The sequence below is a fragment of the Streptomyces sp. NPDC002476 genome (genome assembly GCF_042889785.1).
Classification (GTDB): domain Bacteria; phylum Actinomycetota; class Actinomycetes; order Streptomycetales; family Streptomycetaceae; genus Streptomyces.
The window spans coordinates 74,658-101,112 of the sequence record NZ_JBIARH010000001.1 but is presented as its reverse complement, the minus strand read 5'-3'; the positions used below and the strand labels follow the sequence as shown (position 1 = coordinate 101,112).

19 protein-coding genes are annotated in these 26,455 nt (G+C 72.7%); 11 read left to right on the top strand and 8 right to left on the bottom strand.

The genetic code is table 11. The features are described 5' to 3' along the window. Positions 1 to 109 precede the first annotated feature (109 nt). From ACFYXM_RS00420 to ACFYXM_RS00410, 3 genes are all read left to right on the top strand, one after another. Positions 110 to 1,798 (top strand): lytic murein transglycosylase, encoded by a 1,689-nt coding sequence (locus ACFYXM_RS00420; RefSeq protein ID WP_389285461.1) that lies wholly within the window; start codon positions 110 to 112, stop codon positions 1,796 to 1,798. A gap of 171 nt (positions 1,799 to 1,969) precedes the next feature. Next, positions 1,970 to 2,110: an SPW_0924 family protein gene (locus ACFYXM_RS00415; RefSeq protein ID WP_389285459.1), complete on the top strand. Its 141-nt coding sequence runs from the start codon at positions 1,970 to 1,972 to the stop codon at positions 2,108 to 2,110. An 88-nt stretch (positions 2,111 to 2,198) separates the two neighbouring features. Then, positions 2,199 to 3,245, top strand: a complete 1,047-nt coding sequence (locus ACFYXM_RS00410) for a DUF3068 domain-containing protein (RefSeq protein WP_389285457.1) — start codon at positions 2,199 to 2,201, stop codon at positions 3,243 to 3,245. Here the strand turns inward: ACFYXM_RS00410 and hrpB are convergent. Together hrpB and ACFYXM_RS00400 are read right to left on the bottom strand one after the other, a co-directional pair. Beyond that, positions 3,232 to 5,739, bottom strand: coding sequence for an ATP-dependent helicase HrpB (hrpB, locus tag ACFYXM_RS00405; protein ID WP_389285455.1), 2,508 nt, complete (start codon positions 5,737 to 5,739; stop codon positions 3,232 to 3,234). The genes ACFYXM_RS00410 and hrpB overlap by 14 nt on opposite strands. A gap of 172 nt (positions 5,740 to 5,911) precedes the next feature. Further along, on the bottom strand, positions 5,912 to 6,724 hold the full coding sequence (locus ACFYXM_RS00400; protein WP_389285453.1) for a class I SAM-dependent methyltransferase: 813 nt from the start codon (positions 6,722 to 6,724) through the stop codon (positions 5,912 to 5,914). A 401-nt stretch (positions 6,725 to 7,125) separates the two neighbouring features. Here ACFYXM_RS00400 and rpsA point away from each other — a divergent pair, with 401 nt between their 5' ends. Further along, the gene (gene rpsA / locus ACFYXM_RS00395) at positions 7,126 to 8,634 is read left to right on the top strand and encodes a 30S ribosomal protein S1 (RefSeq protein WP_073788681.1); all 1,509 of its coding nucleotides are present in this window, start codon (positions 7,126 to 7,128) and stop codon (positions 8,632 to 8,634) included. A gap of 194 nt (positions 8,635 to 8,828) precedes the next feature. Here rpsA and ACFYXM_RS00390 read toward each other — a convergent pair whose 3' ends face one another. After that, a complete protein-coding gene (locus ACFYXM_RS00390; protein WP_389285451.1) occupies positions 8,829 to 9,791 on the bottom strand; it encodes a right-handed parallel beta-helix repeat-containing protein in 963 nt (320 codons plus the stop codon). 488 nt (positions 9,792 to 10,279) lie between these two features. Between ACFYXM_RS00390 and ACFYXM_RS00385 the strand changes: the two genes are divergently transcribed. Then, positions 10,280 to 11,218: a PAC2 family protein gene (locus ACFYXM_RS00385; RefSeq protein WP_389285449.1), complete on the top strand. Its 939-nt coding sequence runs from the start codon at positions 10,280 to 10,282 to the stop codon at positions 11,216 to 11,218. 234 nt (positions 11,219 to 11,452) lie between these two features. After that, positions 11,453 to 12,058 (top strand): dephospho-CoA kinase, encoded by a 606-nt coding sequence (gene coaE / locus ACFYXM_RS00380; protein WP_389285447.1) that lies wholly within the window; start codon positions 11,453 to 11,455, stop codon positions 12,056 to 12,058. Between the two features lie 280 nt (positions 12,059 to 12,338). Here the strand turns inward: coaE and ACFYXM_RS00375 are convergent, their stop codons facing one another. After that, positions 12,339 to 12,617 (bottom strand): DUF6343 family protein, encoded by a 279-nt coding sequence (locus ACFYXM_RS00375; protein ID WP_389285446.1) that lies wholly within the window; start codon positions 12,615 to 12,617, stop codon positions 12,339 to 12,341. Positions 12,618 to 12,711: 94 nt separating this feature from the next. Here ACFYXM_RS00375 and ACFYXM_RS00370 point away from each other — a divergent pair, with 94 nt between their 5' ends. Beyond that, entirely contained in the window at positions 12,712 to 13,830 is a 1,119-nt protein-coding gene (locus tag ACFYXM_RS00370; protein ID WP_389285444.1) for an ADP-ribosylglycohydrolase family protein, read from the top strand. A 137-nt stretch (positions 13,831 to 13,967) separates the two neighbouring features. Here ACFYXM_RS00370 and ACFYXM_RS00365 read toward each other — a convergent pair whose 3' ends face one another. From ACFYXM_RS00365 to ACFYXM_RS00355, 3 genes are all read right to left on the bottom strand, one after another. Beyond that, on the bottom strand, positions 13,968 to 15,062 hold the full coding sequence (locus tag ACFYXM_RS00365; RefSeq protein WP_389285443.1) for a tyrosine-protein phosphatase: 1,095 nt from the start codon (positions 15,060 to 15,062) through the stop codon (positions 13,968 to 13,970). A 100-nt stretch (positions 15,063 to 15,162) separates the two neighbouring features. After that, positions 15,163 to 17,115 carry a hypothetical protein gene (locus ACFYXM_RS00360; RefSeq protein WP_389285908.1) on the bottom strand — a complete coding sequence of 651 codons (1,953 nt, stop codon included), beginning with the start codon at positions 17,113 to 17,115 and terminating at the stop codon, positions 15,163 to 15,165. 155 nt (positions 17,116 to 17,270) lie between these two features. After that, positions 17,271 to 18,173 carry an SGNH/GDSL hydrolase family protein gene (locus ACFYXM_RS00355; protein WP_389285442.1) on the bottom strand — a complete coding sequence of 301 codons (903 nt, stop codon included), beginning with the start codon at positions 18,171 to 18,173 and terminating at the stop codon, positions 17,271 to 17,273. A 186-nt stretch (positions 18,174 to 18,359) separates the two neighbouring features. Here ACFYXM_RS00355 and ACFYXM_RS00350 point away from each other — a divergent pair, with 186 nt between their 5' ends. Continuing rightward, the gene (locus ACFYXM_RS00350) at positions 18,360 to 19,769 is read left to right on the top strand and encodes a PucR family transcriptional regulator (protein ID WP_389285907.1); all 1,410 of its coding nucleotides are present in this window, start codon (positions 18,360 to 18,362) and stop codon (positions 19,767 to 19,769) included. Between the two features lie 97 nt (positions 19,770 to 19,866). On the opposite strand, the gene ACFYXM_RS00345 is transcribed toward ACFYXM_RS00350, so the two are convergent. Then, positions 19,867 to 20,214, bottom strand: a complete 348-nt coding sequence (locus ACFYXM_RS00345; protein WP_389285440.1) for a hypothetical protein — start codon at positions 20,212 to 20,214, stop codon at positions 19,867 to 19,869. 286 nt (positions 20,215 to 20,500) lie between these two features. On the opposite strand from ACFYXM_RS00345, the gene ACFYXM_RS00340 reads away from it, so the two are divergent. From ACFYXM_RS00340 to ACFYXM_RS00330, 3 genes are all read left to right on the top strand, one after another. Further along, positions 20,501 to 21,607 (top strand): slipin family protein, encoded by a 1,107-nt coding sequence (locus tag ACFYXM_RS00340; protein ID WP_389285438.1) that lies wholly within the window; start codon positions 20,501 to 20,503, stop codon positions 21,605 to 21,607. A 187-nt stretch (positions 21,608 to 21,794) separates the two neighbouring features. Continuing rightward, complete coding sequence (locus ACFYXM_RS00335; protein WP_389285436.1) at positions 21,795 to 24,842, top strand: DEAD/DEAH box helicase; 3,048 nt, start codon at positions 21,795 to 21,797, stop codon at positions 24,840 to 24,842. Next, positions 24,839 to 26,383 (top strand): SWIM zinc finger family protein, encoded by a 1,545-nt coding sequence (locus ACFYXM_RS00330; RefSeq protein WP_389285434.1) that lies wholly within the window; start codon positions 24,839 to 24,841, stop codon positions 26,381 to 26,383. The genes ACFYXM_RS00335 and ACFYXM_RS00330 overlap by 4 nt, the downstream gene beginning before the upstream one ends. The last annotated feature ends 72 nt before the right edge of the window (positions 26,384 to 26,455 follow it).

Below are 26,455 nucleotides of genomic sequence, written 5' to 3'. Positions count from 1 at the left end.
GGAAACGCACGCGTTGTACCGCGCCCGCTTCCCGGTCGGAGGTGATCCGACAGGCTCCGAGTCCCGGCGCCGGGGAGCGCGGGCAGCGGACGACGGGAGGGGTCACGGTATGGCAGCGCAGTTCGGTCGCCGACTTCGCAAGGGGGCGACCACCACCGCCGTGGCCGCCGTCGCCGTGGCGGCGCTCTCGGCCTCGGGTGCTCCCGGCACACCACTGGCCGGTGCGAGCGGCGACGCGCGGTCCACGGGGGCGGCGCCGCAGCCCGACGAGGGCGCGGCCACCGGGAATTCGCCGTACTACACGGAACTCCCGCCGCTGAACTCGCCCCACAAGCGGGGAACCACCACCGAGTCGCCTCTCACCGGAGGTTCGGAGTCCGGCATACCGGCCTCGGTCCTGGCCGCGTACAAGAAGGCCGAGCGGACCGTGGCCGACAGCGACGCCGCATGTCGGCTGCCCTGGCAACTGCTCGCCGCGATCGGCAAGGTGGAGTCCGGTCACGCCCGCGGCGGACGGGTCGACGCGGAGGGCACCACCTTCGCCCCGATCCTCGGCCCGGTGCTCGACGGCAGGGGCTTCGCCCTGATCAAGGACACCGACAACGGGGCGTACGACGGGGACGCGACGCACGACCGTGCCGTCGGCCCGATGCAGTTCATCCCGTCCACCTGGGCGACCTGGGGCCAGGACGGCAACGGCGACGGCCGCAAGGACCCCAACAACGTCTACGACGCCGCGCTCGCCGCCGCGCGTTATCTCTGCGCGGGCTCGCGAAACCTGTCCGTCGCCGCCGATCTCGACCGGGCGGTCCTGAGCTACAACCACTCGGACGTCTATCTCCGTACGGTCCGCTCCTGGTTCGACTACTACAAGCGCGGCACCCACGAGGTCCCCGACGGCACCGGCACGGTTCCGCCCGCCCTCGGCAGCGGCACGGGCTCGGACTCCGGAGCCGGCTCGGGCTCCGGCACCACCGGCCCCTCTCCCACGCCGCCGGGGAAGACCAAGCCGAAGCCCGGTTCCGAGCCCAAGCCGAAGCCGCCCACGCCGCCCGGCGGTTCGACCCCCACCCCGAAGCCGACACCCACACCCACTCCCACGCCGCCCCGGCCCCTCGCACGGGTGGAGAACGCCGGGACCGGCCCCCTGACCGCCACCGCGGGCAGCGCGTTCACCGAGCGGATCAAGGTGCGGGCCAGGGACACCCTCGGCGGCGCGATGGCCGGCGTGTCCGTCACCTTCACCGTCACCGGCGACACGGACGCCGTCTTCGCCGGCGGCAAGCCCGAGGTCACCGTCTCCACCGGGGCCGACGGCACGGTCACCGCCCCGGTGCTGAAGGCGGGCGAGCGCACAGGGGAGTTCAGGGTGCGTGCCGTCGCCACCGGCCGCGCGCTGCCCGGCGTCGCCTACACCGCCACCGTCACCGCCCGGCAGGCCGACGAGATCACCAGGATCGGCGACAAGGCCCTGACCGCCGCGCCCGGCACGGCGTTCGCCGACACCGTCGAGGTCGAGGCCACCTACAAGAACGCGATCGCCGCGGGTGTCGCCGTGACCGCCACCCTGATCACCGACGAGGCCGAGCCCGGCGAGAACGACAAGGGCCCGTACTTCAAGGACGAGGACGACAAGGCGGTCCGTACGCTCACCGGCCTGAGGACGGGCGCGGACGGCAGGCTGGAGCTCCCCGGGCTCTACGCGGACGGCACCACGGGCACGTACAAGCTGCGCCTGACCGCCGAGGGCGGCGCCACGCTCGTCATCGACCTCGTGATCGAGGCCTCCGCGACCTGACGCCGTCCCCGCCCGGCCGGCACCCCGCACCCCCGACAGCCCCTCCGCCACTATCCGGCGGAGGGGCTGTTCCACATGTTCCCCTCTCGCGCCCGTGTTGCTACGGTGCCCCAACCCTGACGACCTGTCAGGTCCCTCGCCGTCGGATCCGTGCTCACCGGGAGGACCGGCATGCGTGCCCTCGTCGCCGCCGCCATCGGACTTGCCGCGGCCCTCGCGCTCGTCCTCACCGTCTCCGCCATCGGGGCCCCGCCCGGAGAGACCTCGCCCGAACCACTGCTGACCACCGTCCCGGGACCCGAGAAGCACTGACCTCCCGGAACCGGGAACCACCTGAAGCAGCCGCGCGACACGAAACGCACAGCGGAAGCAGCCACGAAAGCTGAGGGAGGGCACCATCATGCGCCGCCGAGCCAGCCTCGTACTCCTGGCCCTCGCCGTCTTCTTCGCCGCCATGGCGCCCCTGCTGCGCTGGTACGCCTTTCCGAGGCTGGCGAAGATACCGCCCAGCCAGTACCAGGAGATGGTGCTGGAGGCGAAGCCCGCCACCCTCCTCGACTACAACGACGGCATGAAGGTCAAGCAGGTCCCGAAGGTCACCATCGTGCAGACCCTCAAGGGCAACGTGGAGGAGTCCGAGAGGATCGAACGCGACGCCGGACGCGACGTCGTCGTCTGGGACACCCTCAGCTTCGTCGCCGGACCCGACGGAAAAATGGTCTCCGAGATCCCCGAGCGCTACATCTTCGACGCCCACAGCCAGGCACCCGTCCACGCCACCGGAGAAATGGTCGACGGCGACCCGGTCAGGCGCGAGGGCATCGAGTTCAAGTGGCCCTTCCTGACCGAGAAGCGCGACTACGAGTACTTCGACGCCCAGTCCCGCACCAGCTCGCCCATCCACTACAAGGGCACCCGCACCTTCCGCGGCATGGACGTCTACTACTTCGAGCAGACCGTCCCGTGGACGAAGGTCCCGATGCCGAAGAAGATGCCCATCAAGGGCGTCTCCCCGGAACAGATCGCGAAGACGGGCATGACCCGCTGGTACACCACCAAGCGGATGTTCTGGGTCGACCCGGTCACCGGAGCGCCCGTCAACGGCGAGGAGATCCACAAGGAGGAACTGCGCAACGCCAAGGCGATGGGCCTGCCGCAGGACACCGTCACCGTCTTCGCCGGACACGTGAAGATGCGCGAGGACTACATCGAGTCGACCGTCGCCCTGGTCACCTCGCAGCGCCTGCCGATCCTGCTGCTGACCTCGTACCTGCCGTGGGGGTTCCTGGTCCTCGGCGCCGCGCTGCTCGCCCTCGCGCTGTGGCTGGAGGCACGCTCCCGGCGCCCGGAGGGCGAGGGGCCCGGCGACCGGCGCCGCGAAGGGCCCGCCGAACGGCGCGCCGGCGCGACGACGCCCGCCCCGGACACGCCCCCTACTCCTGCCTGAGCCGGGCGTTGGTCAGCCGGGTCGCTGTCGCCGTCGCGGGGTCCTCGGGCCATGGATGCTTCGGGTAACGGCCCCGCAGCTCCGCGCGCACCGCCCGGTAGCCGTCCCGCCAGAACGACGCCAGGTCCGCGGTGACCGCCGCGGGCCGCCCGGCGGGGGAGAGGAGATGGACCAGCACCGGCACCCCGGCCACCCTCGGCGTCCGGTCCAGGCCGAACAGCTCCTGGAGCTTCACCGCGAGTACGGGCCGCTCCCCGCCGTACTCCACCCTGACCCGGGATCCGCTCGGCACCTCGATCCGCTCAGGCGCCAGCTCGTCCAGCCGGGCCGCCTCACCCGTCGCCCACGGCAGCAGCCGCCGCAGCGACTGCCCCGCGTCGATCCGCCCCAGGTCGGAGCGGCGCCGGGCCCGCGACAGCTCGGGCTCCAGCCAGTCCCCGGCACGCGCCGCCAGCGCCTCGTCCGCCACATCGGGCCAGGCCGCCCCCACCGTCCGGTGCAGGAACGCGAGCCGCTCCCGCAACTGCCCGGCCTCCCGCGTCCAGCGCAGCAACCCGAGTCCCTCGCGCCGCAGGCCCTCCACCAGCGCCTCGCGCACCATCGCGGGATCGGGCTCCGCCAACGGACGCACCGACAGCTCCACGGCGCCCAGCCGCTCCACCCGGCGGGCCACCACATCGCCGTCCGCCCAGCGCACCTCCTCGCCCGCGTACCGCAGGTGTCCGGCGGCGGCCCGCGCCGTGGACTCGTCGATCACGGCGGCGAGCCGCACCCGCGCGGACGCCGCGTGCGCGGGCCGGTCGGCGACCGCGACCGCCAGCCACGGCGCACCCCGCAGCCCCGAACCCCCGCGGGTCTCCGCACCCGTGCCCGACACCATCAGGAACGCCCCCTCGCCGCGCGCCCGCGCCACCCGCTCGGGGAACGCCAGCGCGGCCACCAGACCGACGGCGGCGTCGTCGGCCGTGTCGGCCGCGGAGCCGTCCCCGGTCTCCCCGGCCGACGCGGACAGCCGCCGGACCTCCTGCCGCCAGCGTGCCGCGTACCCGTCCCCGCCCCGCCGGGCGGTCCGCAGCGCCGCCGCCAGATCGTCCCCGTACTCCCGGGGCGGCTCCTCGCTCAGCAGCGCCACGACCTCGGCCGCCCGTCGTCCGCCGACCTCCGCGGCGCCGTCCAGCAGCGCCCGCGCCAGCCGGGGGTGCAGGCCCAGCCGGGACATCCGTACGCCCCGGTCGGTGACCCGGCCCCGGGCGTCCACGGCGCCGACCCCCGTCAGCGCCTCGCGCGCCGCGCCCATCGCACCGGCGGGCGGCGGATCGAGCAGCGCCAGCCGCGACGCGTCCGGATCGCCCCAGCAGGCCGCCTGCAACGCGAACGCCGTCAGATCGGCCACCGCGATCTCCGGGGACGGGAACCGCGCGAGCCGGCCGTCCTCCGCCTGCTCCCAGCAGCGGTACACCACCCCGGGCGCCTCACGCCCGGCCCGGCCCGCCCGCTGCCGTCCCGTCGCCTGCGAGGCGCGCACGGTCGTCAGGGCGCTCAGCCCCCGCGCGTGATCGGTACGGGGCTCCCTGGCCAGTCCCGAGTCGACCACGACCCGCACCCCGGGCACCGTCAGCGACGACTCCGCGACCGAGGTGGCCAGCACCACCCGCCGGCCGCCGGGCGACCCGGCCAGCACCGCGTCCTGCACCGCCGCCGGGGCCCGCCCGTGCACCTGGAGCACCTCGGCGTCCACCCCGGCGAGCTGCCCCGCCACCCGTCCGATCTCGCCCACACCGGGCAGGAAGCACAGCACGTCGCCGTCCTGTTCGGCGAGCGCCCGGCGCACCGTCGCGGCGACGTGCGCCTGGAACGCCGGATCGACCCTCATGCCGTGCGGCGGCCGTACCGACCCGGCGGGCGGCGCCCACACCACCTCCACCGGATGCGAGACGCCCCGCGCCTCCACCACCGGGGCATCGCCCAGCAGCCGTGCCCAGCCCGCCGCGTCGGTGGTCGCGGACGCGGCGACCAGCCGCAGGTCGGGGCGGAGGGTTTCCCGCACGTCGAGGAGAAACGCGGCGACCGTGTCCGCGTCCAGGTGCCGCTCGTGGCACTCGTCGATGATCACCGCGTCGACCCCGGTCAGCTCCTGGTCGCGCTGGAGCCGCTGGAGGAGCACCCCGGTGGTCACCACCTCCACAGCGGTGTCGCGCCCCGCCATCCGCTCGCCGCGGACCGTGAACCCGACCCGCCCGCCGACCCGGTCCCCGAGGAGCCAGGCCATCCGTCGCGCCGCCGCCCGCGCCGCGATCCGGCGCGGTTCGGCGACCACCACGCGGCGGGCCGGCCCGCCGCCGGTCAGCCCGGCCAGGACCAGCGGCACCAGGGTCGTCTTGCCGGTGCCGGGCGGTGCGCACAGCACCGCGGTGCCGTGGTCGTCGAGCGCCCGCTCGAGGGCGGGCACGGCGGTGCGTACGGGCAGCTGTTCCAGGGCGTCGGCGCGGATCACGCCCCCAGTCTGGTACGAGGCCGCGCGGCGCCCGCAACCGGTCTCTCACGGGGCCGGTCGACGGCCACGCACCGGGACCGGCCCCGGCCCCGGCTTCCGCGTGGGCGGGCCGCGGACCGGGGCCGGAACGGGCGCCCCGCGGCAGGGCGGCGGCCGCGGTCGGGTCCGGGGCTCAGTCCCGTTCGCAGACGAAGATCGCCGTGCCCGGGATCAGACGGCCGCGCAGCGGGGACCAGCCGCCCCACTCCTGCTGGTTCCAGGCGGGCCACTCCGGTTCGACGAGGTCGACCAGCCGGAACCCGCCGGCCACCACGTCCCGCACCCGGTCGCCCAGCGTCCGGTGGTGCTCGACGTACACCGCCTCGCCGTGCTCGTCCTGCTCCACGTAGGGCGTGCGGTCGAAGTAGGAGGCCGCGACCGACAGGCCCTCGGGCCCCGGCTCGTCCGGGAACGCCCAGCGGACCGGGTGCGTCACCGAGAACACCCAGCGCCCGCCGGGCCGCAGTACCCGGCGCACCTCGCGGAACACGCGCACGGGGTCGGCGACGAACGGCACCGCGCCGTACGCCGAGCACGCCAGGTCGAACGCGCCGTCGCGGAACGGCAGTACCCCGGCGTCGGCCTCCACGAGCGGCACCCCGCCGCCGATCCGCAGCGCGTGCTGCAGCTGCCGGTGCGACAGGTCCAGGGCGACCGGGCGGGCCCCCTGCGCGGCCAGCCAGCGCGAGCACTGCGCAGCACCGGCGCCGATCTCCAGGACGTCGAGGCCCTTCAGCGACTCGGCCGGACCCAGCAGACCGGCCTCGGCCTCGTCGAGCCCCTCGGGGCCCCAGACGAAGCGGTCGTCGCCGAGGAACGCGCCGTGGTCGCTCTGGTACTCGTCGGCGTTCCGGTCCCACCAGCCGCGACTGGCCCGGCCGCTCTCGGTCTCCGAGGCCGCGCGGCGGGTCGCCTCCGGCTCGGGCAGATGCATCTCTTGGCTCATCGTGTCCGTCGTTGTAGTTTGCCTTCACCCCGTCGTACGCGACACGCACGCAGGGGCCGTCCAACAGCGGGGCTCCGCACCGAAGGGGAACGCGTCCTGCGGCCGACGCGGCCTCGTGGAACACGGAATGTGCCGGAATTGGGATGATGCGTCGCGGGTGTGCGCCTTCGTGCATTGACCGTGCCCGGCTGCCCCCGTATGCTACAAGTTGCGCTGCGAGCCTGCGCGCCTCAGACCTAGCAGGTCGCGCTCGCATCTGTTGTATGTCCCCTCGGTTCACGAGGCGCCTCCCGCACGGCGGGTCCGGTGCTTCCCGGGCTGTCCGGCTTCTGCAGAGGCGATACGGGCTCCTGGCGTAGCAGTACCTACGACTCACTGTCCGTACCGGAGCCCTTTCCCACATGACGAGCAGCACCGAGACCACCGCCACCACCCCGCAGGTAGCGGTCAACGACATCGGTAACGAGGAAGCTTTCCTCGCCGCGATCGACGAGACGATCAAGTACTTCAACGACGGCGACATCGTCGACGGCGTCATCGTGAAGGTCGACCGGGACGAGGTCCTGCTCGACATCGGTTACAAGACCGAAGGCGTCATCCCCTCCCGCGAGCTCTCGATCAAGCACGACGTCGACCCCAACGAGGTCGTCAAGGTCGGCGACGAGATCGAGGCCCTGGTTCTCCAGAAGGAGGACAAGGAAGGTCGCCTCATCCTGTCCAAGAAGCGCGCTCAGTACGAGCGTGCCTGGGGCACGATCGAGAAGATCAAGGAAGAGGACGGGATCGTCACCGGTACCGTCATCGAGGTCGTCAAGGGTGGTCTCATCCTCGACATCGGCCTCCGCGGCTTCCTGCCGGCCTCCCTCGTCGAGATGCGCCGCGTCCGTGACCTCCAGCCCTACGTGGGCAAGGAGCTCGAGGCCAAGATCATCGAGCTGGACAAGAACCGCAACAACGTGGTCCTGTCCCGCCGTGCCTGGCTGGAGCAGACCCAGAGCGAGGTCCGCCAGACGTTCCTCACGACCCTGCAGAAGGGCCAGGTGCGCTCCGGCGTCGTCTCCTCGATCGTCAACTTCGGTGCGTTCGTGGACCTCGGCGGCGTCGACGGTCTCGTGCACGTCTCCGAGCTGTCCTGGAAGCACATCGACCACCCCTCCGAGGTCGTCGAGGTCGGCCAGGAGGTCACGGTCGAGGTCCTCGACGTCGACATGGACCGCGAGCGCGTCTCCCTGTCGCTCAAGGCGACGCAGGAGGACCCGTGGCAGCAGTTCGCCCGTACGCACCAGATCGGGCAGGTCGTTCCCGGTAAGGTCACCAAGCTCGTTCCGTTCGGTGCGTTCGTGCGCGTCGACGAGGGCATCGAGGGCCTGGTCCACATCTCCGAGCTGGCCGAGCGCCACGTGGAGATCCCGGAGCAGGTCGTCCAGGTCAACGACGAGATCTTCGTCAAGGTCATCGACATCGACCTGGAGCGCCGTCGCATCAGCCTCTCGCTGAAGCAGGCCAACGAGTCCTTCGGTGCCGACCCGGCGTCGGTCGAGTTCGACCCGACCCTGTACGGCATGGCCGCGTCCTACGACGACCAGGGCAACTACATCTACCCCGAGGGCTTCGACCCCGAGACCAACGACTGGCTCGAGGGCTACGAGGCTCAGCGCGAGGCGTGGGAGACGCAGTACGCCGAGGCGCAGCAGCGCTTCGAGCAGCACCAGGCCCAGGTCATCAAGTCCCGCGAGGCCGACGAGGCCGCCGCTGCCGAGGGCGCTGCCGCCCCGGCCGGTGGTGCCCCGGCCGCCTCCGGCGGCAGCGGTGGCTCGTACTCCTCGGAGTCGGCGGACAACTCCGGCGCCCTGGCGTCGGACGAGGCCCTGGCCGCTCTGCGCGAGAAGCTGGCGGGTGGCCAGAGCTGACGCTCCGCCCCCCGGCCCCTCCGGTCGGTGAATGACCGGAGCAGCTGACAGTGAGGCCCGTTCCCTTCGGGGAACGGGCCTCATACGTGTGCGCGGGGCGGTTCCGTGCGGGGCGGCTTCGCGCGCCCGCCGAGGGGTGGTCCGCGTGGGCGGTTCCCTTCCGTGCGGGTGGCCTTGTGCCGTGCGGGGCGTTTCTACGGTGTGACGGTGATGTTGGTGAGTCCCTTGCCTCCGGTCACCGTGTTGCTGCTGTGGACGGTGGTCGGACAGCTCGCGCCGTAGTTGGTGACGTTGATCGCGATCCGCTTGTCGCCCGTGGAGCCGGACAGGTCCGAGGCGTTGTCGCGGAACACGGTGCCGCAGCCCCAGCCCTTCTGCTGGGTGTGGGTTTCGTAGCCGTTGTTCGTCGTACGCGAGCCCCGGTTGCCCTGGACCAGGACGTCGTTGCCCTTTACATCCACCCAGGAGTCGTCGTAGTTGGCACCGGTCAGGCCGTTGCCGTCGAAGGTGTTGCCGATGACCCTCGCCCCGGTGGTGCCTTCCTTGATGTCGATGTTCTCGCCCCCGACTCCGGGCCCGATCGTATTGTTCAGGATCTGGACCCCGTCGCTCCGGTCGGAGAGATCCCCCGCCGTGCCGACGTACACCCCCTCGCCCATGCCGCTGCCGTCCTGGCCGGTGTCGTGGATCCGCGAGTTCTTGATGACGCCGTTCTTGCTGGACCTGCGGAAGTGGACGCCTTCCATGTCCAGATCGTGCACGGTCACGGAGTCGATCACGACGTTCGTGGCGGCGTCGGCCATGATGCCCTTCTGACCGCCGGTGACGGTGATGCCCCGGACGGTCCAGTAGGAGGCGCCGTCGAGGTGCAGCCCGTAGCCACCGCCGGCCGTGAGGGCCGCCCTGGCGGAGCCGGTGAGGGTGATCCGGGCGGAGGCGGTGGCGGGGACCGTCGCCTTGAAGTTCCCCTTGTACGTGCCGTCGGCGAGGCGGATCGTGTCGCCGGGGCCGGCGGCGGCGAGAGCGGACTTGAGCTGGGCGGCGGTGCTCACGTCGATGACCTCGGCCGTGGTGGCCGCGGCGGCGGGGGCGAGGGAGAGGGCGCCGCCGGCGAGTGCGGAGGCCAGCAGGGCGGGGAGCAGGACGCGGGTGCGCATGTGGGGTGCCTTCCCGTCGGAGGAGTCCGGGGCGTGCTCGCTTCACGTCGCTCTCGGACATGAGTGCTTCATGTCGTCCTCGTACATGAACATGGGGCGAGTCCCTGAACTTTCGCTCGGTGACGGTAGGGACGTGGTGGGGGAGTGTCAAGGTATGGACCAGGGTTCGCGGCGGTGGCCGGTGCTGTGGTGTGGTGTGAACTCGTTCGGCATACAGGTGAGTTCAGCGGCGTGAACGCCAACGCCCCGGCTGTCGCCCCCTGGTCGTGCGGCGACGTGCGGGAGCCCTGGTGGAATCGCGCGGGGCCCGGCGGGTCGGCGGTGTGTGCCTCCCCGGCGGGGAGGGCGATGGCGCCGCGGGGCGCCCGCGCTCTCGCACAGGTTCTGGCGTGAACGGTCCGTGAACCGTCGTCCGAGGGGCTGCGGTCCGGGAATGCTCATGTCCTGTCGGATGTTCTTGTCCAGGAACACGAGGAGGAGCGGTAACCGTGCCTGATCCGCAGAGTTTGTACGAATGGGAGCCGAAGGGGCTGGCCGTCGTCGACATGGCGCTCGCCCAGGAATCGGCCGGTCTGGTCATGCTCTACCACTTCGACGGGTACATCGACGCGGGTGAGACCGGCGAGCAGATCGTCGACGGCCTGCTCGAAACGCTGCCGCACCAGGTCGTCGCCCGCTTCGACCACGACCGGCTCGTCGACTACCGCGCGCGTCGGCCGCTGCTGACCTTCCGGCGCGACCGGTGGGCGGGTTACGAGGCCCCGGTGCTGGAGGTCCGCGTCGTGCAGGACGCCACCGGGGCGCCGTTCCTGCTCCTCTCAGGGCCCGAGCCGGACGTGGAGTGGGAGCGCTTCGCCGCCGCCGTCGAGCAGATCGTCGAGCGCCTCGGTGTCCGCCTCGCGGTCAACTTCCACGGCATCCCGATGGGCGTCCCGCACACCCGCCCCGTCGGCATCACCCCGCACGGGAACCGCACGGACCTGATGCCCGGCCACCGCAGCCCGTTCGACGAGGCGCAGGTCCCCGGTTCGGCCGAAGCCCTGGTGGAGTACCGGCTGATGGAGGCCGGACACGACGTCCTCGGCGTCGCGGCGCATGTGCCGCACTACGTCGCCCGCTCCGCCTACCCGGACGCGGCGCTCACCGCCCTGGAGTCGATCACGGCCGCGACCGGGCTGGTCCTGCCGTCCGTCGCCCATGCGCTGCGCACCGAGGCGCACCGCACCCAGACCGAGATCGAGCGGCAGATCGGCCAGGGGGACGAGGAGCTCGTCTCGCTCGTCGAGGGCCTTGAGCACCAGTACGACGCGGTCGCGGGTGCCGAGACCCGGGGCAATCTGGTCGCCGAGCCGGTCGAGCTGCCGTCCGCCGACGAGATCGGCCGCGAATTCGAGCGCTTCCTCGCGGAGCGTGAGGGGGATGCCTGAGCGTTCGCCCCGGGCCGCCTTCATGGGGGCACCGGTCACGGCACTGGGGCGTGTTTCGAAAGGAGCGTCGTCCGCCCGAGGAGCGGGGCCCGCGGCGTCCGGTGCGGTGCGTCGCGAGGCGGAGGGTCGTCCTCGTACGGGGCGTACATGGACGATCCCGGCAACGTGGCGAGGCGCCGTGCCAGGCGCCGGGGGCCGGGCGGGACTTTCGGAACACGCACTAGGCTGCCCGGCATGCTGAAAGTGGGCCTGACCGGTGGTATCGGCGCCGGCAAGAGTGAAGTGTCGCGGCTGCTCGCCGGCTACGGGGCGGTGCTGATCGACGCGGACCGGATCGCGCGCGAGGTCGTCGAGCCGGGGACGCCCGGTCTCGCGGCCGTCATCGACGCGTTCGGCACGGACGTGCTGACCGCCGACGGCGCCCTGGACCGTCCGAAGCTCGGCTCGATCGTGTTCTCCGACGCCGACCGGCTCGCCACGCTCAACGGGATCGTCCACCCGCTGGTCGGAACCCGTTCCGCCGAACTGGAACGGGCGGCGGGCCCCGACGCGATCGTCGTGCACGACGTCCCCCTCCTCACCGAGAACGGGCTCGCCCCGCTCTACGACATGGTGGTCGTCGTGGACGCCGGTCCGCGGACCCAGCTCGACCGGCTCGTACGGCTGCGCGGCATGACCGAGTCCGAGGCCCGCGCCCGGATGTCCGCGCAGGCCACCCGGGAGCAGCGGCGTGCCGTGGCCGACCTGGTCATCGACAACGACGGCCCGTTGGAGGAACTGGAGCCGCAGGTCCGCGCGGTGTGGGCGGAGCTGACCCGGCGGGCCGCGGCCAAGGGCTGAGACGGCCACGGCCAAGGGCCCGGGCAGCCGCGGTTGTCGGGCCGGGACGAGGACAGCGCCTTCGCGCACTGCGCGCTCGCCCGCACCTTCGAGCGGTCCGGCCGATCCGAGCGGTCCGTCCGTCACTTCCGGCCGGCCGCCGCGCTCGATCCGAAGCCGGAGTATCCGGAGGCGGCCCGCTTCCGGACCGGGAACTGACGTCCCGGGGACGGCCGGCCCTCCGGGGCGGACCGGCCTTCCGGCGCGGTCCGACGGCCCAGGAGCGGCACACAACGGCGGGTCAGTGACCGTACCGTCCGCGTCCGCCGTGGTCGGGTTCGTACGGCGGGATGTCGCGGCCCGGTTGGTAGTGCGGGCCCTGGTGGATGTGGTGGACGATCACCACGATGTCCGCGAGGACCAGCAGGAGCAGCAGACCGCAGGCGGCGGCCCAGCCCGGGTGGCCGGCCAGCGTGAAGGCGGTCAGGCCGAAGACGGCCCAGGCCAGCCCCCATAGACTCAGGCACAGCCGCAGTCGCAGAGGACTACGGGCGGTCGTCGGTTCGTTACCGGTACGCATGGTGATCGCCTCTCCTACCAGGATGGACCTGCGACGGCGTTTTGGGGACATGTCGACACCGATCCGGGTCGGCAGCGAGTCGAGGGGATCGTGTGTGAACGGCGCGTCATGGGAGCACCGCACAGGCCGCAGGGCGCGGGTGCGGGGCTGTCTGTTGGGCGGGGCGATAGGGGACGCCCTGGGGAATCCGGTGGAGTTCCTTTCGCTCGCCGGTATCCGGCGCGCGCATGGTGAGCATGGCGTGCAGGGGCTCCTCGCGGACGAGGAAGGCGTTGTCGGCCGGGTCACGGACGACACCCAGATGACGCTGTTCACGGTCGAGGGGCTGATCAGGGCCCATTCCCGGGCGGCGGCGAAGGGCATCGGCGGCGCCGAGACCGCGTTGCTGCGGAACGCCTATCTGCGCTGGCTGGACACCCAGAATCACCCCGCTCCGCCGGCTCGCGGCGGCGACGACCCGGTGCGGACCGGGCGGCTCAGGCTGGAGCCCTGGCTGTACGCGCGCAGGGCACCCGGCAACGCCTGCCTGACCGGTCTCGCCACCGGGCATGTACCGGAGCCGGTGGCCCGGCTCGGTGGGCCGGGCCCCGTGAACACCGGGTCCAAGGGGTGCGGCACCGTGATGCGGTCGGCGCCGTTCGGCCTGGTGGGGGCCGACGCGGAGGAGGGCTTCCGGCTCGCCTACTGGTGCGCGCAGATCACCCACGGCCATCCGACCGGCGGGTACGCGGCCGGCGCGCTCGCGGCGATCGTCGCCCATCTCCTGGAGGGCGACTCGATGGCGGGCGCGGTGCTGCGGGCCATGGAACTGCTGGGCCGCCATCCGGGGCACGAGGAGACCGCGGCGGCGTTGCGCGCCGCGGTGGACCTGGCCGCCGAAGGGCAGCCGACGGCCGAGAAGGTGGAGACCCTGGGCGCGGGCTGGGTCGCGGAGGAGGCCCTGGCCATCGCCGTGTACTGCGCCCTGGTGCTGCCGGGCGCCGAGCAGGTGGCGCAGGCGCTGCTGCTCTCGGTCAACCACTCCGGCGACAGCGACTCCACCGGGGCGGTCTGCGGCAATCTGCTCGGTGCCCGCCACGGCGACGTCCACCTTCCGCCGTCCTGGCTGGTGGCGACCGAGGGGCGCACGGTGATCGGTGGGCTGGCCGACGATCTGTGCCTGGAGTTCGAGCAATCGCTCGTGTGGCCCGCCGACCGCTATCCGATGTGCTGACGGAACCCGTCCGTCGTCCGCCGCACACACCGGCCGGGGAGCGGGTGTGTGCGGCGTTCGGCAACGATCCTCCGCGTGAGGGCCGGTGACGTCGGGTCGGCGGACGTGGACCGGTGTCCGCGCGGTGGCCGGTTGCGTCAGTCGGTCAGCAGCTTGGCGCGCAGCGCGGCCACCGTCGCGTCGTCGATCTTCAGCCCTTCCCGTACGTAGGTGTCGAAGTCGCCGTACAGGTGGTCCGCCTCGGCGAAGGCCGCGCGCAGCCAGCCGAGTTCGACGGCCTTCGGGTTGCCGGTGTACTGGTTGCTGGCGAGGAAGTCCGCCTCGACGGTGTCGCGCGGGACACCGAGCAGGGTGAGCAGGACGGCCGTGCCCCAGCCGGTGCGGTCCTTGCCCGCGCTGCAGTGGAAGACGGTCGCGCCGGAGCCGTTCGTGGCGACGGCGGTGAGCAGATCGCGGAACGCGTAGTCGGCGCCCACGAAGTCGACCATGAACGGGTAGCCGATGGACTGACCGAGGTCGGACGAGCCGGAGAGCAGCCCGGCCGCGATGGCCTTGGCCAGGGTCGTCAGGGCCGAGTCGTGGAAGCGGAGGCCGTGACTGAGCGACGCGACATCCGCGACCTGGTACTTCACGCCCGCGGGCAGCCGGTCGGGGTCCTCGTGCCGTTCGATCGCGTTGCGCAGGTCCACGTCGAGGGTGACGCGCTGGGAGACCAGCCGCTGCTGCTCGGCGTCGGTGAGGCCGCTGAGCTTGTTGGAGCGGTAGACCAGGCCGGAGCGCACCCAGTGGCCGTCGGTGGTGCGGTAGCCGCCGATGTCACGGAAGTTGCGTGCGGATTCGATGCCGAGCGAACGGTCGGCGACGACGAGGGGTGAGCCGCTGTCCGGCGTCAGCCGGAAGTACCAGCGTCCGGCCTCGGGGAGCGTCCCGGCGGGGACGGTCAGCGAGCCGGTGCCGGGCGCGGTGCCCACCGGGATGCCGGTGGTGGCGTCGGGTGAGGCGACGGCGGTGACGGTCACCGATCCGGCGGGGGACGACCAGGAGAGCGTGTGACCGCCGTCCGCGGCGCGCTGGGCGGACGCCGAGGTGAACGGCACGGCGGCCCGTACCGTGGCGGCGGCTCCCGCTTTCGGTGAGGCGTCCGGCGCGGCGGCGACGGCGGGCGGGACCAGGACGGTGCCGGCGAGCAGGGCGGCCAGGACGGCGGCGTGGGTGATGCGGTGCGTGCGCATGGTGCTCCTTGTCTGCATTCCCGGGGGTCTGTAGTTCTCCGGGTGGGAGGTCGGCGTTTCCTGGGAGGCTGGCGGTGTTTCCCTGGGCTGGAGCGGGGTGTCAGGAAGCGGGGGCCGCGGTGCACGGTGTGTCGCCGCAGACATTGATGACACGGCCGGTGGTCAGGAAGGTGGCCTTCTGCTGACGGGCGGCCGACGAGTTGCGGGGGTCGGAGTGCGGGTCGCGGCCGTACTGCGGCCCCATGGGCGGGGTGTTGGTGACCGGCGGGCTGGGCGTACCGCTGTCCCACACCGTCATCGCGGAGCCCCGGTAGGGGAGTTGACCACGGCCGACGGTCCGGATGCCCCAGTACGGAACGGTGTCCGGGCTGCGGCCGGCCGTGAGCGCCGGGGTGAGGAGACGGGCGCCGATGGTGCGCGCCTCCACGTCGGCCGCCGCGTTCGCGACCTGATGGTCCCCGTACGCGATGTGCAACAGGACCTGGTGGTGGTCGGTGAGATGGTTCGCGTACCCGTTGGTCTCGCCGCGGTCCCACACCATCTGGAACAACTGGAGGACGATCTGCTGCCGCAGCTTGTCCGGGTAGGAGAGGTTCAGGACCTGCTGGAACGGTGCGAAGTCGACGCTGCGGTTCAGGAGCAGGCCGTAGTTCATGCCGGTGACACCGAGGACCGCGCGGCGGATGTCGGGCGAGGCGGCGACGAGGGCACCGCCGAGGATTCCGCCCTGGCTGTTTCCGTCGTACGCGATGCCGTGCCGGATGTCGACGAGCGGGCGTCCCTCGCCGTCGCGGAAGGCGGCGTCGGCGGTCAGCCCGTCGGGGTGGATCAGGGTGCGGGCCAGGAACAGGGCGTTGAGCATGCCCTGTTCGCTGCGTTCCGGAATGGCGGGGAAGAGGTTCGGGTCCGCGAGCGCGCCGAGCACCACGGGGACGTCCTCCTCGGCCATCCCGATCCAGTCGGTCGCGCAGAACGTGAAGCCGCCTTCCGCCGCCATCGCCTTGACGTTGCCCGCGCCGACCTCGGAGCGGCGGCCGAGAAGGCCGTGCCCGTACAGGGCGGGGCGGGAGGGGATGCGGAACGCGGAGCGCGGTATTTCGCAGCGGAACTCGGCGACCTGGGTGTTCGAGGGGAGCCGCTGCGGGGTTCCGTCGCGGCCCCGGTCGAGGACGGAGCCGGGCGGTCCGCCCGGCGGGTTCAGGTACCCGGGCACACTGATCCGGCCCGTCACCTCCCGGGCGATCCTCGGGTCCTGTTCGGTCGTGAGGTCGGTGACACCGGTGACGGTGAAGGCGGGGGCGCGACGGCCGAGTCGGCGGAACGCGTCGTCGCGGATGGTGAACAGGTCGCTGGTGAGAGCGCGCGTGCTCGCGACGGTGAAGTCCCAGGCGAGGTGGAGATCCTCGGACCCCACCCCGGCGCGGCGCAATGCCCTGAGAGCGGGGCCGAGTTGGCGCTGGCGCGCGTGCAGCGGGTCAGTGGTGGGGAGCGGCCTGCCGACGACGGCGGCGAACGGCGCGGCGGCGGGGATCGTGTGCCCGGCGCCGTCCTTGAGCCGCCGCAGGGCGACGACGTAGTGATGGCCGTCGCGGAAGTTGCGGGCCGGGTGGATCAGCAGCGCGCGGCGTGCCGGGGCCGTCGCGTTCACGTCCGACTCGGCCCAGTACGGCCAGCGTTCCCCGGTCCGGGTGTCCAGCAGTACGACGGGTGCGTCCGGGGCGAGGGAGCGGCCGATGTCGGTGAGCGGGGCCGCGCCGGTCGCCGCCAGGTCGAGGCCGGGCACGTGGGCGATGAGCGCGGAGCCGGGGGAGAAGCCGTCGGACCGGTTCCAGGCCGTCGGGTCGACGGGAAGCCCGGTCGCGGCCCGCGGCAGCCCCGCTGAGGTGAAGGCCACTCGGCGGCCGGTGTCGGTGCTCGGATCGGGCCGGGTGTACCAGTCGTTGGGGAACGGAAGCAGGCACTCGGTGGGCGCCAGCGGATCGCAGCCCGGTCCGTGCGGCGGGCCGGCCTGTGCCGGGGGTGCGGCGGGCCGCGGTCGTCGTGGTGCGGTGATGGCCTGTGGCGATTGCGGTGCGATGGCGGTCTGTGCCGGTGGCGTGGTCGCGTGCGGTGAGGTGGCCCGTGCCGTCGGCGCGGTCGGCACGAGCGCGGCGGCGACGCAGAGCGCCACCGCCGCCGGCCCGCGCAGCAGTCGGTGCCGCAACGGGGTCAACTCCCCTGTATGCGGGCGCCGATGATGGCGGCGTAGTTCGCCTCGCCGTTCCGGTTGGGGTGCAGCGGGGCGGCGGCCGCGGTCGGGACGTACCCCTCGACCCACTTGTCCGACGGGGTCTGGCAGGCGTCGTGTCCCACGCTCGGCGTGGCCAGGTCGATGTACTCGGCGCCGTGCGCGGCGCTCTGCTCCGCGATCGCCGTGTTCATCCGGTCGACGCTGCCCTGCAGGAAGTCGGCGTCCACCGGGAGGACCGGCTGCAGCGGCCAGCAGCCGCCGGGCTTGATGTAGAGGCCGTACCCCGTGACGACCACCCGGGCGTGCGGCGAGCGCTGGCGGATCGCGTCCAGCACGACACCCAGCTTCGGTGCGAACTCCGCGATGCGCTGCGCCACTTGGTCCACGCCGCCCTCGGTGTACTTCTCCTTGCACGGGGTGGCGTTCGGGTCGAGAGTGGTGCACTTCTGTGCGATGCCGACGAGCCCGGCGTCGTTGCCGCCGATGGTCAGGGTCACCAGGTCGGTGTCCGGGCGCAACGCGTCGAACTGGGGCGGGGCAGATCCCATCGGGATGTCGAGGAGCGAGAGCGACTGCTTCTCGGTCATGTGTTTCGACGCGGCGCCACTGCATGTGACGTCCCGGAGCGAGGCGCCGAGCCGCGCCGCGAGTTCGTGCGGGTAGTTGTGCGTCGACCGCCCGCAGGCCACCGGGCCCGTGATGTCCGGGACGAGCGGACCGGAAGCCATCGAGTCGCCGAGCGCGACGTAGGACATGGGGCCGTCGGTGGCGGCTGCGGACGCCGGTGCCGCTCCGGTCCCCACGGCCAGGCCGGCCAGGGCGACCGCACTCAGGAATGTTCTGATGGAACGACAGAAGCCCTTTGTCTGCGGTGAGTTCACAGATTCCTCCGGCGGTGGGGGTGAGGTGGGGCATGGCGTGTGACGCCGGTCATCATGCAGACTCGGGTGCCGTCGTTTAACTGGTTGGTAGCGCAGACTTCCGCGGGAGAACTTGTGACGCGTGACAATCAGCGGCTCGTCGCGTGCGGTGAACGGCACGGCTCCGGGCGGCCGGATTCCGCCCCGCTGACCATCGCGGGCCGTCCGGTGGCCGCACGCCTGCGTGCCCGTGCCCCCGCCCTGACCGGGCGGGTCGTCGCCCGGCTCCTCTCCGACCTACCGGTCTACGCGGACCTTCCTCGCGAGGAGATCTCCGGCGACATCGCGGACATCGTCCAGCACAACCTGCGCCTCTTCGCCGACATCGTCGAGTACCGGCGTCATGCGACCGAGGCCGAACTGACCCAGCAGCGCGACTCCGCGGCGCAGCGGGCGGAGGAGGGCGTCCCGTTGGACGCGATCCTCACGGCGTACCAGGTCGGCACGGCCATGTGCTGGCAGGAGGCGGCGAAGGAGGCGCTGCCCGGCGATCTTCCCGTGGTCCTGGAGATCACGGACCGCATCATGGTGCTCCAACGGCAGTTGACGTCCGCCGTCAGCGGCGCCTATCTGGAGGCGCGGCGGATCCTCGACAGTCAGGAGCACGGCGGACGGCACGCCCTGATGACCGCTCTGCTGGCCGGCGAGCCGCTGGACCGCTTCACACACCCCACCGGGCCCCGCCCGGCCGCGCGGTACCTCGCGCTGACCCTGGCACTGGCGCCGCACCCCGACGAACTGGCCCAGTCGTCGGGAGCGGGAGCGGGAGCGGGAGCGGGGGCGGGGGCGGACTCCGGTGCTGAGCCCGAGGCCGGGGCGGGAGTGGGCTCCGGGGCTGGAGCCGAGGCGGGAGCGGAGCCGGGAGCAGGGGCGGGAGCGGAGCCGGGAGCAGGGGCGGGAGCGGAGTCGGGGGCAGGGTCCGTCATGACGTCGGGGGCGGGAACCGGGCAAGGGCCGGGTGCCGGTGTCGCGGCCCGGCGCAAGATCCGCCGGATCCGTACGGTCCTCGACCACTACGCGGGTACACCGGTGCTCACCGCCCTCGACACGTCCGGCGGCACAGTGCTGCTGCCCGCCGAGGAGCCGTCGGAATGGCATGGTCCGGGCGGGCTGTGCGAGCTGATCGACGAGGCGGCCCGCGCCGCCGGGGTCCCCGTCACGGCCGCCGCGGAGACCGCGGAACCGGAAGCCGTTCCGGCCGCCGTGGCCCGCAACTCCGAGATCGTCGACCTGGTCGCCCGAACCGGTCGCCCGCCCGGCCTGTACCGGCTCGCCGATGTCCTGCTGGAGTACCAGCTCAGCCGGCCCAGCGAGGCGCTGCCCGGGCTGGCGCGGCTGCTGGGGCCACTGGAGACCAAGCCCGAACTGCTGCACACCCTGGAGACGTTCCTCGAACTCGGCCTGGACCGGAGGACCACCGCGGCCGCCCTGCACATCCACCCCAACACCGTCGACTACCGCATCCGCCGCATCGACCGCCTGACGGGCCTCTCCCCGTCCCGTCCGGCCGACCTCCAGCACATCAGCGCGGCGCTGGTGGCCCGCCGCTCGGTGTGACGGAACATCGTGAGAAGACGGAACACCGTAAGAGGGAGGAAGGAAGGAGGCAGGCGGGAGGTGGGGGAACCGGCGGCGGCGAAGCGTACGGCGAGGGTCAGTGAACCGTACGGAAACTGTGCCACGGAGGCGCACTGGCGGCGTTGACGTCGGTGAACGTGGTCGCGAGGTAGGTCGAGCCCGGCCCGGTGCAGTCGGGTGTGGGGTACAGGATGATGTCGACGAGTGTGCCGTTGCTCACCGCCTTGGCGCCCGCGGGGTCGAGCTTGTGGCAGCCTCTCACCAGCGGGCTGTGCAGTGTGACCGTGGCATCCCGCTCGGTCGTGTACGTGACCGGTCCGACCGCGGTCCGGCCGAGACCGGAGCAGCTCGCGACGGTGAGGGCCAGGAGCGTGGTCACGGCGGCGATGCCGAGACGGCGGCGTCGGTGATCGATCACGGGCATGGGCGGATCCTCGTCTGTCTCGTCCGGTCGTTCGTCGGCGCCATCGGATGTGCCGGTACCGCCGGCACCGCCGGAACCGGCGCGTGCCGATGCTGGCCACCCTGCCCGTCCCCCGACGCCCCGGCATCCGGTGTGCGGCCGGGCGGGCGAAGGGGCCCTCTCGTAGCTGATCCGGTTGTTGGCGTGGGGGCGCGTGTCGGCAGGTGCACCGCCACATGAATGCCTTTATATCGGTGGATACTAGGCATACCGTGGTATTAAGTCTTCCGGCTTTCAGGGGGCCGTCATGGTCCAGGATCTTGTGATCGCGGTAGTGACGGCGGCCTCGGCGGGCGTGTTGTACCTGGCCGCGGCGGCCAAGATCGTCAAACAGTACGAGCGGGGCGTCGTCCTGAGGCTCGGCAGGCTGCGCGACGACGTGCGCGGGCCCGGCTTCACCATGGTGGTCCCCGGTATCGACCGGCTGCGCAAGGTCAACATGCAGATCGTGACGATGCCGGTGCCGGCGCAGGACGGCATCACCCGGGACAACGTGACGGTACGGGTGGACGCCGTCATCTACTTCAAGGTGGTCGACCCCGCGAGCGCGTTGATCCAGGTGGAGGACTACCGGTTCGCGGTGTCGCAGATGGCGCAGACCTCGCTGCGGTCGATCATCGGCAAGAGCGATCTGGACGATCTCCTGTCCAATCGCGAGAAGCTGAACCAGGGCCTGGAACTGATGATCGACAGCCCGGCGGTCGGGTGGGGCGTGCAGATCGACCGGGTGGAGATCAAGGACGTCTCGCTTCCGGAGACGATGAAGCGCTCCATGGCCCGTCAGGCCGAGGCCGACCGTGAGCGTCGCGCCCGTGTGATCAACGCGGACGCCGAGCTCCAGGCGTCGAAGAAGCTCGCCGAGGCGGCGAGCGCGATGTCCTCCCAGCCCGCCGCGTTGCAGCTGCGGCTGCTGCAGACGGTGGTGGCCGTCGCCGCCGAGAAGAACTCCACGCTGGTGCTCCCGTTCCCGGTGGAGCTGCTCCGCTTCCTGGAGCGTGCCCAACCGTCCGTACCTCAGGACGCGGCGCCCGCCTCGCAGCAGGCCCTCCGCCCCTCCCGGCCCTCCGCGTCCCCGACGCAGGCGCCACGCCCCTCGCCGACACAGCGTCCCGCACAGGCGCAGCGCTCCGCGCAGACACAGCAGGCGCACCCGAGGCCGCGCCCGCCGCAGCGTTCGCCCGCTCCGCCGCCCGCGTCCGTGTCCTCCGCGCCCGCGTCCACGCCTTCGCCGCCCCCCGGGGCCTCGCCGGCGTCCCCGTCCTCCTCGTCCTCCCCGTCCTCCTCGTCGTCCGATCCCACGCGACCCCCTCGTTCGAAGCCGTCGAAGCCGTCGAAGCCGCTCGCTCCGCACTGATCCGTTGATCCGGCCCCTTCGCCTCCCTCGCCCCCGTTCCGGGACCGGCGCGGCGAACGGGCTGCATATGGCGTCCCGCCTGCGGGAACGCCGCCGCGAAGCCGATTGTCGGACCCCCCGCCTAGACTCGCAGGAGTCATGAGGATCAAGGCGATCGAGACGACCGGAGCGGTAGGGGAGGGGACCGATGAGCACGGCACAGCACCAGCCGGACACCGACGCCTCCGCCGTCCGTCTCCTCGGGTGTGCCGCCACCTTCCTGCCCACGCCGTTGCCGAGGGACGGACACGTCGCCTTCTGGGACCCTGACGGCGGCGCGCTCCCGCTCATGGACCGCATGGATCCCGGGAGCGGGGGCTCGGCCGCCGCACGCGGCGCCGCCACCGCGGAGATCACCGTCGTCCGCAGGCACGGACAGCGGGGCGGAGCCCGTCGGAGCGTCGTGCCGGCGGTCCTGCTGCCCGTGACCGACGCGCTGCCTCTGCTCGTGCGTGCGCGGCACCACGGATTCGCCCATCCCGCCACTCGCTGCTGGGGCGCCGCCGCGCTCCAGGCGCTCAATCTGGTGGCGCGCGGCAGGCTGCTCCCCGGCCTGACGGGTGACGATTTCGACGCCTGGCGGGCCGGTCCGCGTGACGCCGAGGACATCGCCCATCTGCGGGCCATCGCCGCCGCCATGCCGCCGGAGGGGTACGCAGCCCCGGTCCCGGACCGTACGCCGCTCCGGCTCCCCGACCCGGAATGGCTGCTCGGGGCGTTCCTCGACGCCGTGGCCGACACCCTGCCCCGCACGCCGGCCGCCGCATACGCGATGGGCGCGCCCTTCGCTGCCCGAGACGCCCAGCACCTGCCCGGGGCCCGTGCCTGGGCCGTCGACGTCGCCGCCGGACTCGACGCGGGCGTACGGGTCTCGCTGCGCCTCGACCTGTCGGCGTACGAACTCTTCGACACGGCCGCCACGACCGACACAGCCGCCGCGTACGAGGCGACCGGCGCGGCCGAGGCGATCAAGGCGGCCGGGAGGGGCAGCGCGGCCGGGAGGGGCAGCGCGACCGAGGCGGTCGATCCGCATGGGAAGGCCGGCGCGACCGAAGCGATCAGCGCCGCCGGGGCGATCAGCGCCGCGCGCCATGCCGCCGCGGCGATCACCCAGGTGCACAGCCTGGCCGACCCGACCCATGTCGTCGACGCGGCCACACTGTGGCACGGCGGGGCGGGGGAGCCGTTCGGCCCGCGGGCCAGGATCGACGCCGTGCTCGCGCTGCGCCGGGCCGCTCGCGTCTGGTCGCCGTTGGAGCGGCTGCTGGATCAGCCGGTGCCCGATGTGCTGGCGCTCGACGAGGACGAGCTGTACGAGCTGCTGGGCGAGGCCGGGACGCGGCTGGCCGCGGCCGGGGTGGGCGTCCACTGGCCCAGGGAGCTCGCCCGTTCCCTGACCGCCACCGCCGTCGTGCGGCCCGCCCCGGGCTCGGCCACCGACGGCACCTCGTTCTTCGAGGCCGAGCAACTCTTCTCCTTCAACTGGCAGTTGGCCCTGGGTGACGAGCAGCTCACCGAGCAGGAGATGGACGTCCTCGCGGAGGCGCACCGACCCGTGGTGCGCCTGCGCGACCAGTGGGTCGTGGTCGACCCCGCGCTCGTCCGCAAGGCGCGCAAGCGAGAGCTCGGCCTGCTCGATCCGGTCGACGCACTCTCCGTGGCGCTCACCGGCAGCGCCGAGGTCGACGGCGAGCCGATCGAGGCGGTGCCCGTCGGCGCCCTGGCCGCACTCCGCGCCCGCATCACCGCCGGCACCACCGTCGTCGCTCCGCCCCCCGGTCTCGCCGCCACACTCCGCGACTACCAACTCCACGGCCTTGCCTGGCTGGACCGGATGACCTCGCTCGGTCTCGGCGGCTGTCTCGCCGACGACATGGGACTGGGCAAGACGATCACCCTCATCGCGCTCCACCTGCGCCGTGCCCACCCCGCGCCCACCCTGGTCGTCTGCCCCGCCTCCCTGCTGGGCAACTGGCACCGGGAGATCAACCGATTCGCCCCCGGAGTGCCCGTCCGCCGCTTCCACGGCACCGACCGCACGCTGGCCGAGCCCGACGGCGGTTTCGTCCTCACCACCTACGGCACGATGCGTTCCAGCGCGGCACAACTGGCCGATCACGGCTGGGGGATGATCGTCGCCGACGAGGCCCAGCACGTGAAGAACCCGCACTCCTCCACGGCGAAGGCGCTGCGCACCATCCCGGCCCCGGCCAGGGTGGCCCTCACCGGTACCCCCGTCGAGAACAACCTCTCCGAGCTGTGGGCCCTGCTCGACTGGACGACGCCCGGCCTGCTGGGCCCCCTCAAGGCGTTCCGGGCCCGCCATGCCCGTATCGTCGAGAACACCGGGACGGCAGCCGGGCTCGCCGACGACGAGGCGGTCGAACGGCTCTCCCGCCTGGTCCGGCCTTTCCTCCTGCGCCGGAGGAAGTCCGACCCCGGTATCGCGCCCGAGCTGCCGTCCAAGACGGAGACCGACCACCCCGTCTTCCTCACCCGGGAACAGACGACGCTCTACGAGGCCGCGGTCCGCGAGACCATGGGAGCCATCGAGGCATCGGAAGGCATCGCCCGACGCGGCCTGATCATGAAGCTGCTGACCTCGCTCAAGCAGATCTGCAACCACCCCGCGCAGTATCTGCAGGAGGAGCCGACCCGCCTCGTCGGCCGGTCGGGAAAGCTCGCGCTGCTCGACGAACTCCTCGACACGATCCTCGCCGAGGACGGCTCCGTCCTCGTCTTCACCCAGTACGTGACGATGGCCCGGCTCCTCTCCGCCCACCTCGCGGCGCGGGCCGTCCCCTCCCAGCTCCTGCACGGTGGTACGCCGGTGGCCGAGCGGGAACGGCTGGTGGACCGCTTCCAGTCGGGTGAGGTCCCGGTCTTCCTGCTCTCCCTCAAGGCGGCGGGCACCGGACTGAACCTCACCCGGGCCGCCCATGTCATCCACTACGACCGCTGGTGGAATCCCGCCGTCGAGGAGCAGGCCACGGACCGGGCGTACCGCATCGGCCAGACGCAACCCGTCCAGGTGCACCGGCTGATCGCGGAAGGCACGGTCGAGGACCGGATCGGTGAGCTGCTGAAGGCCAAGCGGGATCTGGCCGACGCCGTCCTCGGCAGCGGCGAGACCGCGTTGACCGAGCTCAGTGACCGTGATCTGGCAGACCTCGTCTCGCTCAGGAGGCCGGGATGACACCTCGCCCGGAGGCCCGTCGGCCCTCCACCGCCGATTCCCGCACCGTCGACTCCCGTGCCGAGGCCCGTCGGCTCACCGCTGCCGACCCGCGTGCCGAGGTTCGCCGTCTTGCCGCCGATGCCCGCACCGAGGCCCGTCGGCTTGCCGTCCCCGATGCCCGCCCCGGAATCCGTCGCCCCACCGGTCCCGATCCTCGCCCCGAGGGCCGCAGGCCGACCGGCCCCGATGCCCGTACCGAGAGCCGTCGGAGCGTCGTCGGCGACAGCCGTTCCGCCGTGCGCCCGCGTCCCGGTCCGGACGATCTGCGCCGTACCTTCGAGGCCGTGCCGCCCCGCACTTCCCAGGGCGACGAACCCTTCGCGGACAGCTGGTGGGGACGCGCCTGGGTGGACGCCCTGGAATCCCTGTCGATGGACGAGGCACGGCTCGCCCGCGGCCGTACGTACGCCGACAGCGGCAAGGTCGCCGCGATCACGGTCACCCCCGGTCGCGTCGTCGCCTACGTCCACGGCAGCCGCCCCCGCCCCTACCGCACCGAACTGCGCCTGCGGGTGCTCACCGACCCGGACTGGGACACCTTTCTCGACGCGGTCGCCGCCCGCCCCGGCCACCTGGCCGCACTGCTCGACAAGGAGATGCCCCACTCACTGGTCGACGCGGCGGCCGAGGCGGGCGTCGTGCTGCTGCCCGCCCCCGACGACCTCGACCCCGACTGCACCTGCCCCGACCGCGGCCGGCCCTGCAAGCACGTGTCCGCGCTCTGCTACCAGATGGCCCGGCTCCTGGACACCGACCCGTTCGTCCTCCTGCTGCTGCGTGGCCGCGGCGAACGCGAACTCCTGGAAGAACTGGGCCACCGCAACGCCGCGCACGAGGCCCGGGAACGCCCCTGCGCCCCCACGACACCGTCGGTGCCCGCCCGCGAAGCCCTTGCCGACCGCCCCCTCCCGCCGCTTCCCGCCCCGCTCCCGGTCCCGGAGCACCCGGGGCAGCCGCCCGCGTACCCGGGTCTGCCCGGTGCCCGGGACCCGCTCGCCCTCGATCACCTCGCCACGGACGCGGCGGCACGCGCGCACACGCTCCTCACCACCGGCATCGACCCGCTCGCCCGCCTCACCCCGTGGCAGGACGCGGTACGACTGGCCGCGTCCCGCCCCACCGCCGGGCTCACGGCGACCACCCGCGCCCTCTACCGTGAACTCGCGTACGCCACCGGCCGTACCCCCACCGATCTGGCGCGAGCCGTCGCCGCCTGGCGCCAGGGCGGTGCCGAAGGGCTGGCCGTCCTCGAAACGCCCTGGGACCCTCCGGCCGGCCCCTTCGACCGGGCCCGCCCCACGCTCGCCGCGGCCGACTTCCCCCGCTTCCATCCTTGGCGCAACCGCCTCACGCACCCCGACGGAACACTTCAGCTCCGCTTCGGCCATGACGGCCGTTGGTACGGCTACGAGTCCGAACCGGGAGAGGACGACTGGTGGCCCCGCGCCACTCCGGACACCGACCCCGTCGGCACGCTCATGGCACTCGGCGGAGGCTGACACCTCTCCCGCCTCCGGCTCGCGTCCCGAGGCCGCCCCGGTGCCGGCCCGTTCCGAAGCCGTGTCCCGGGT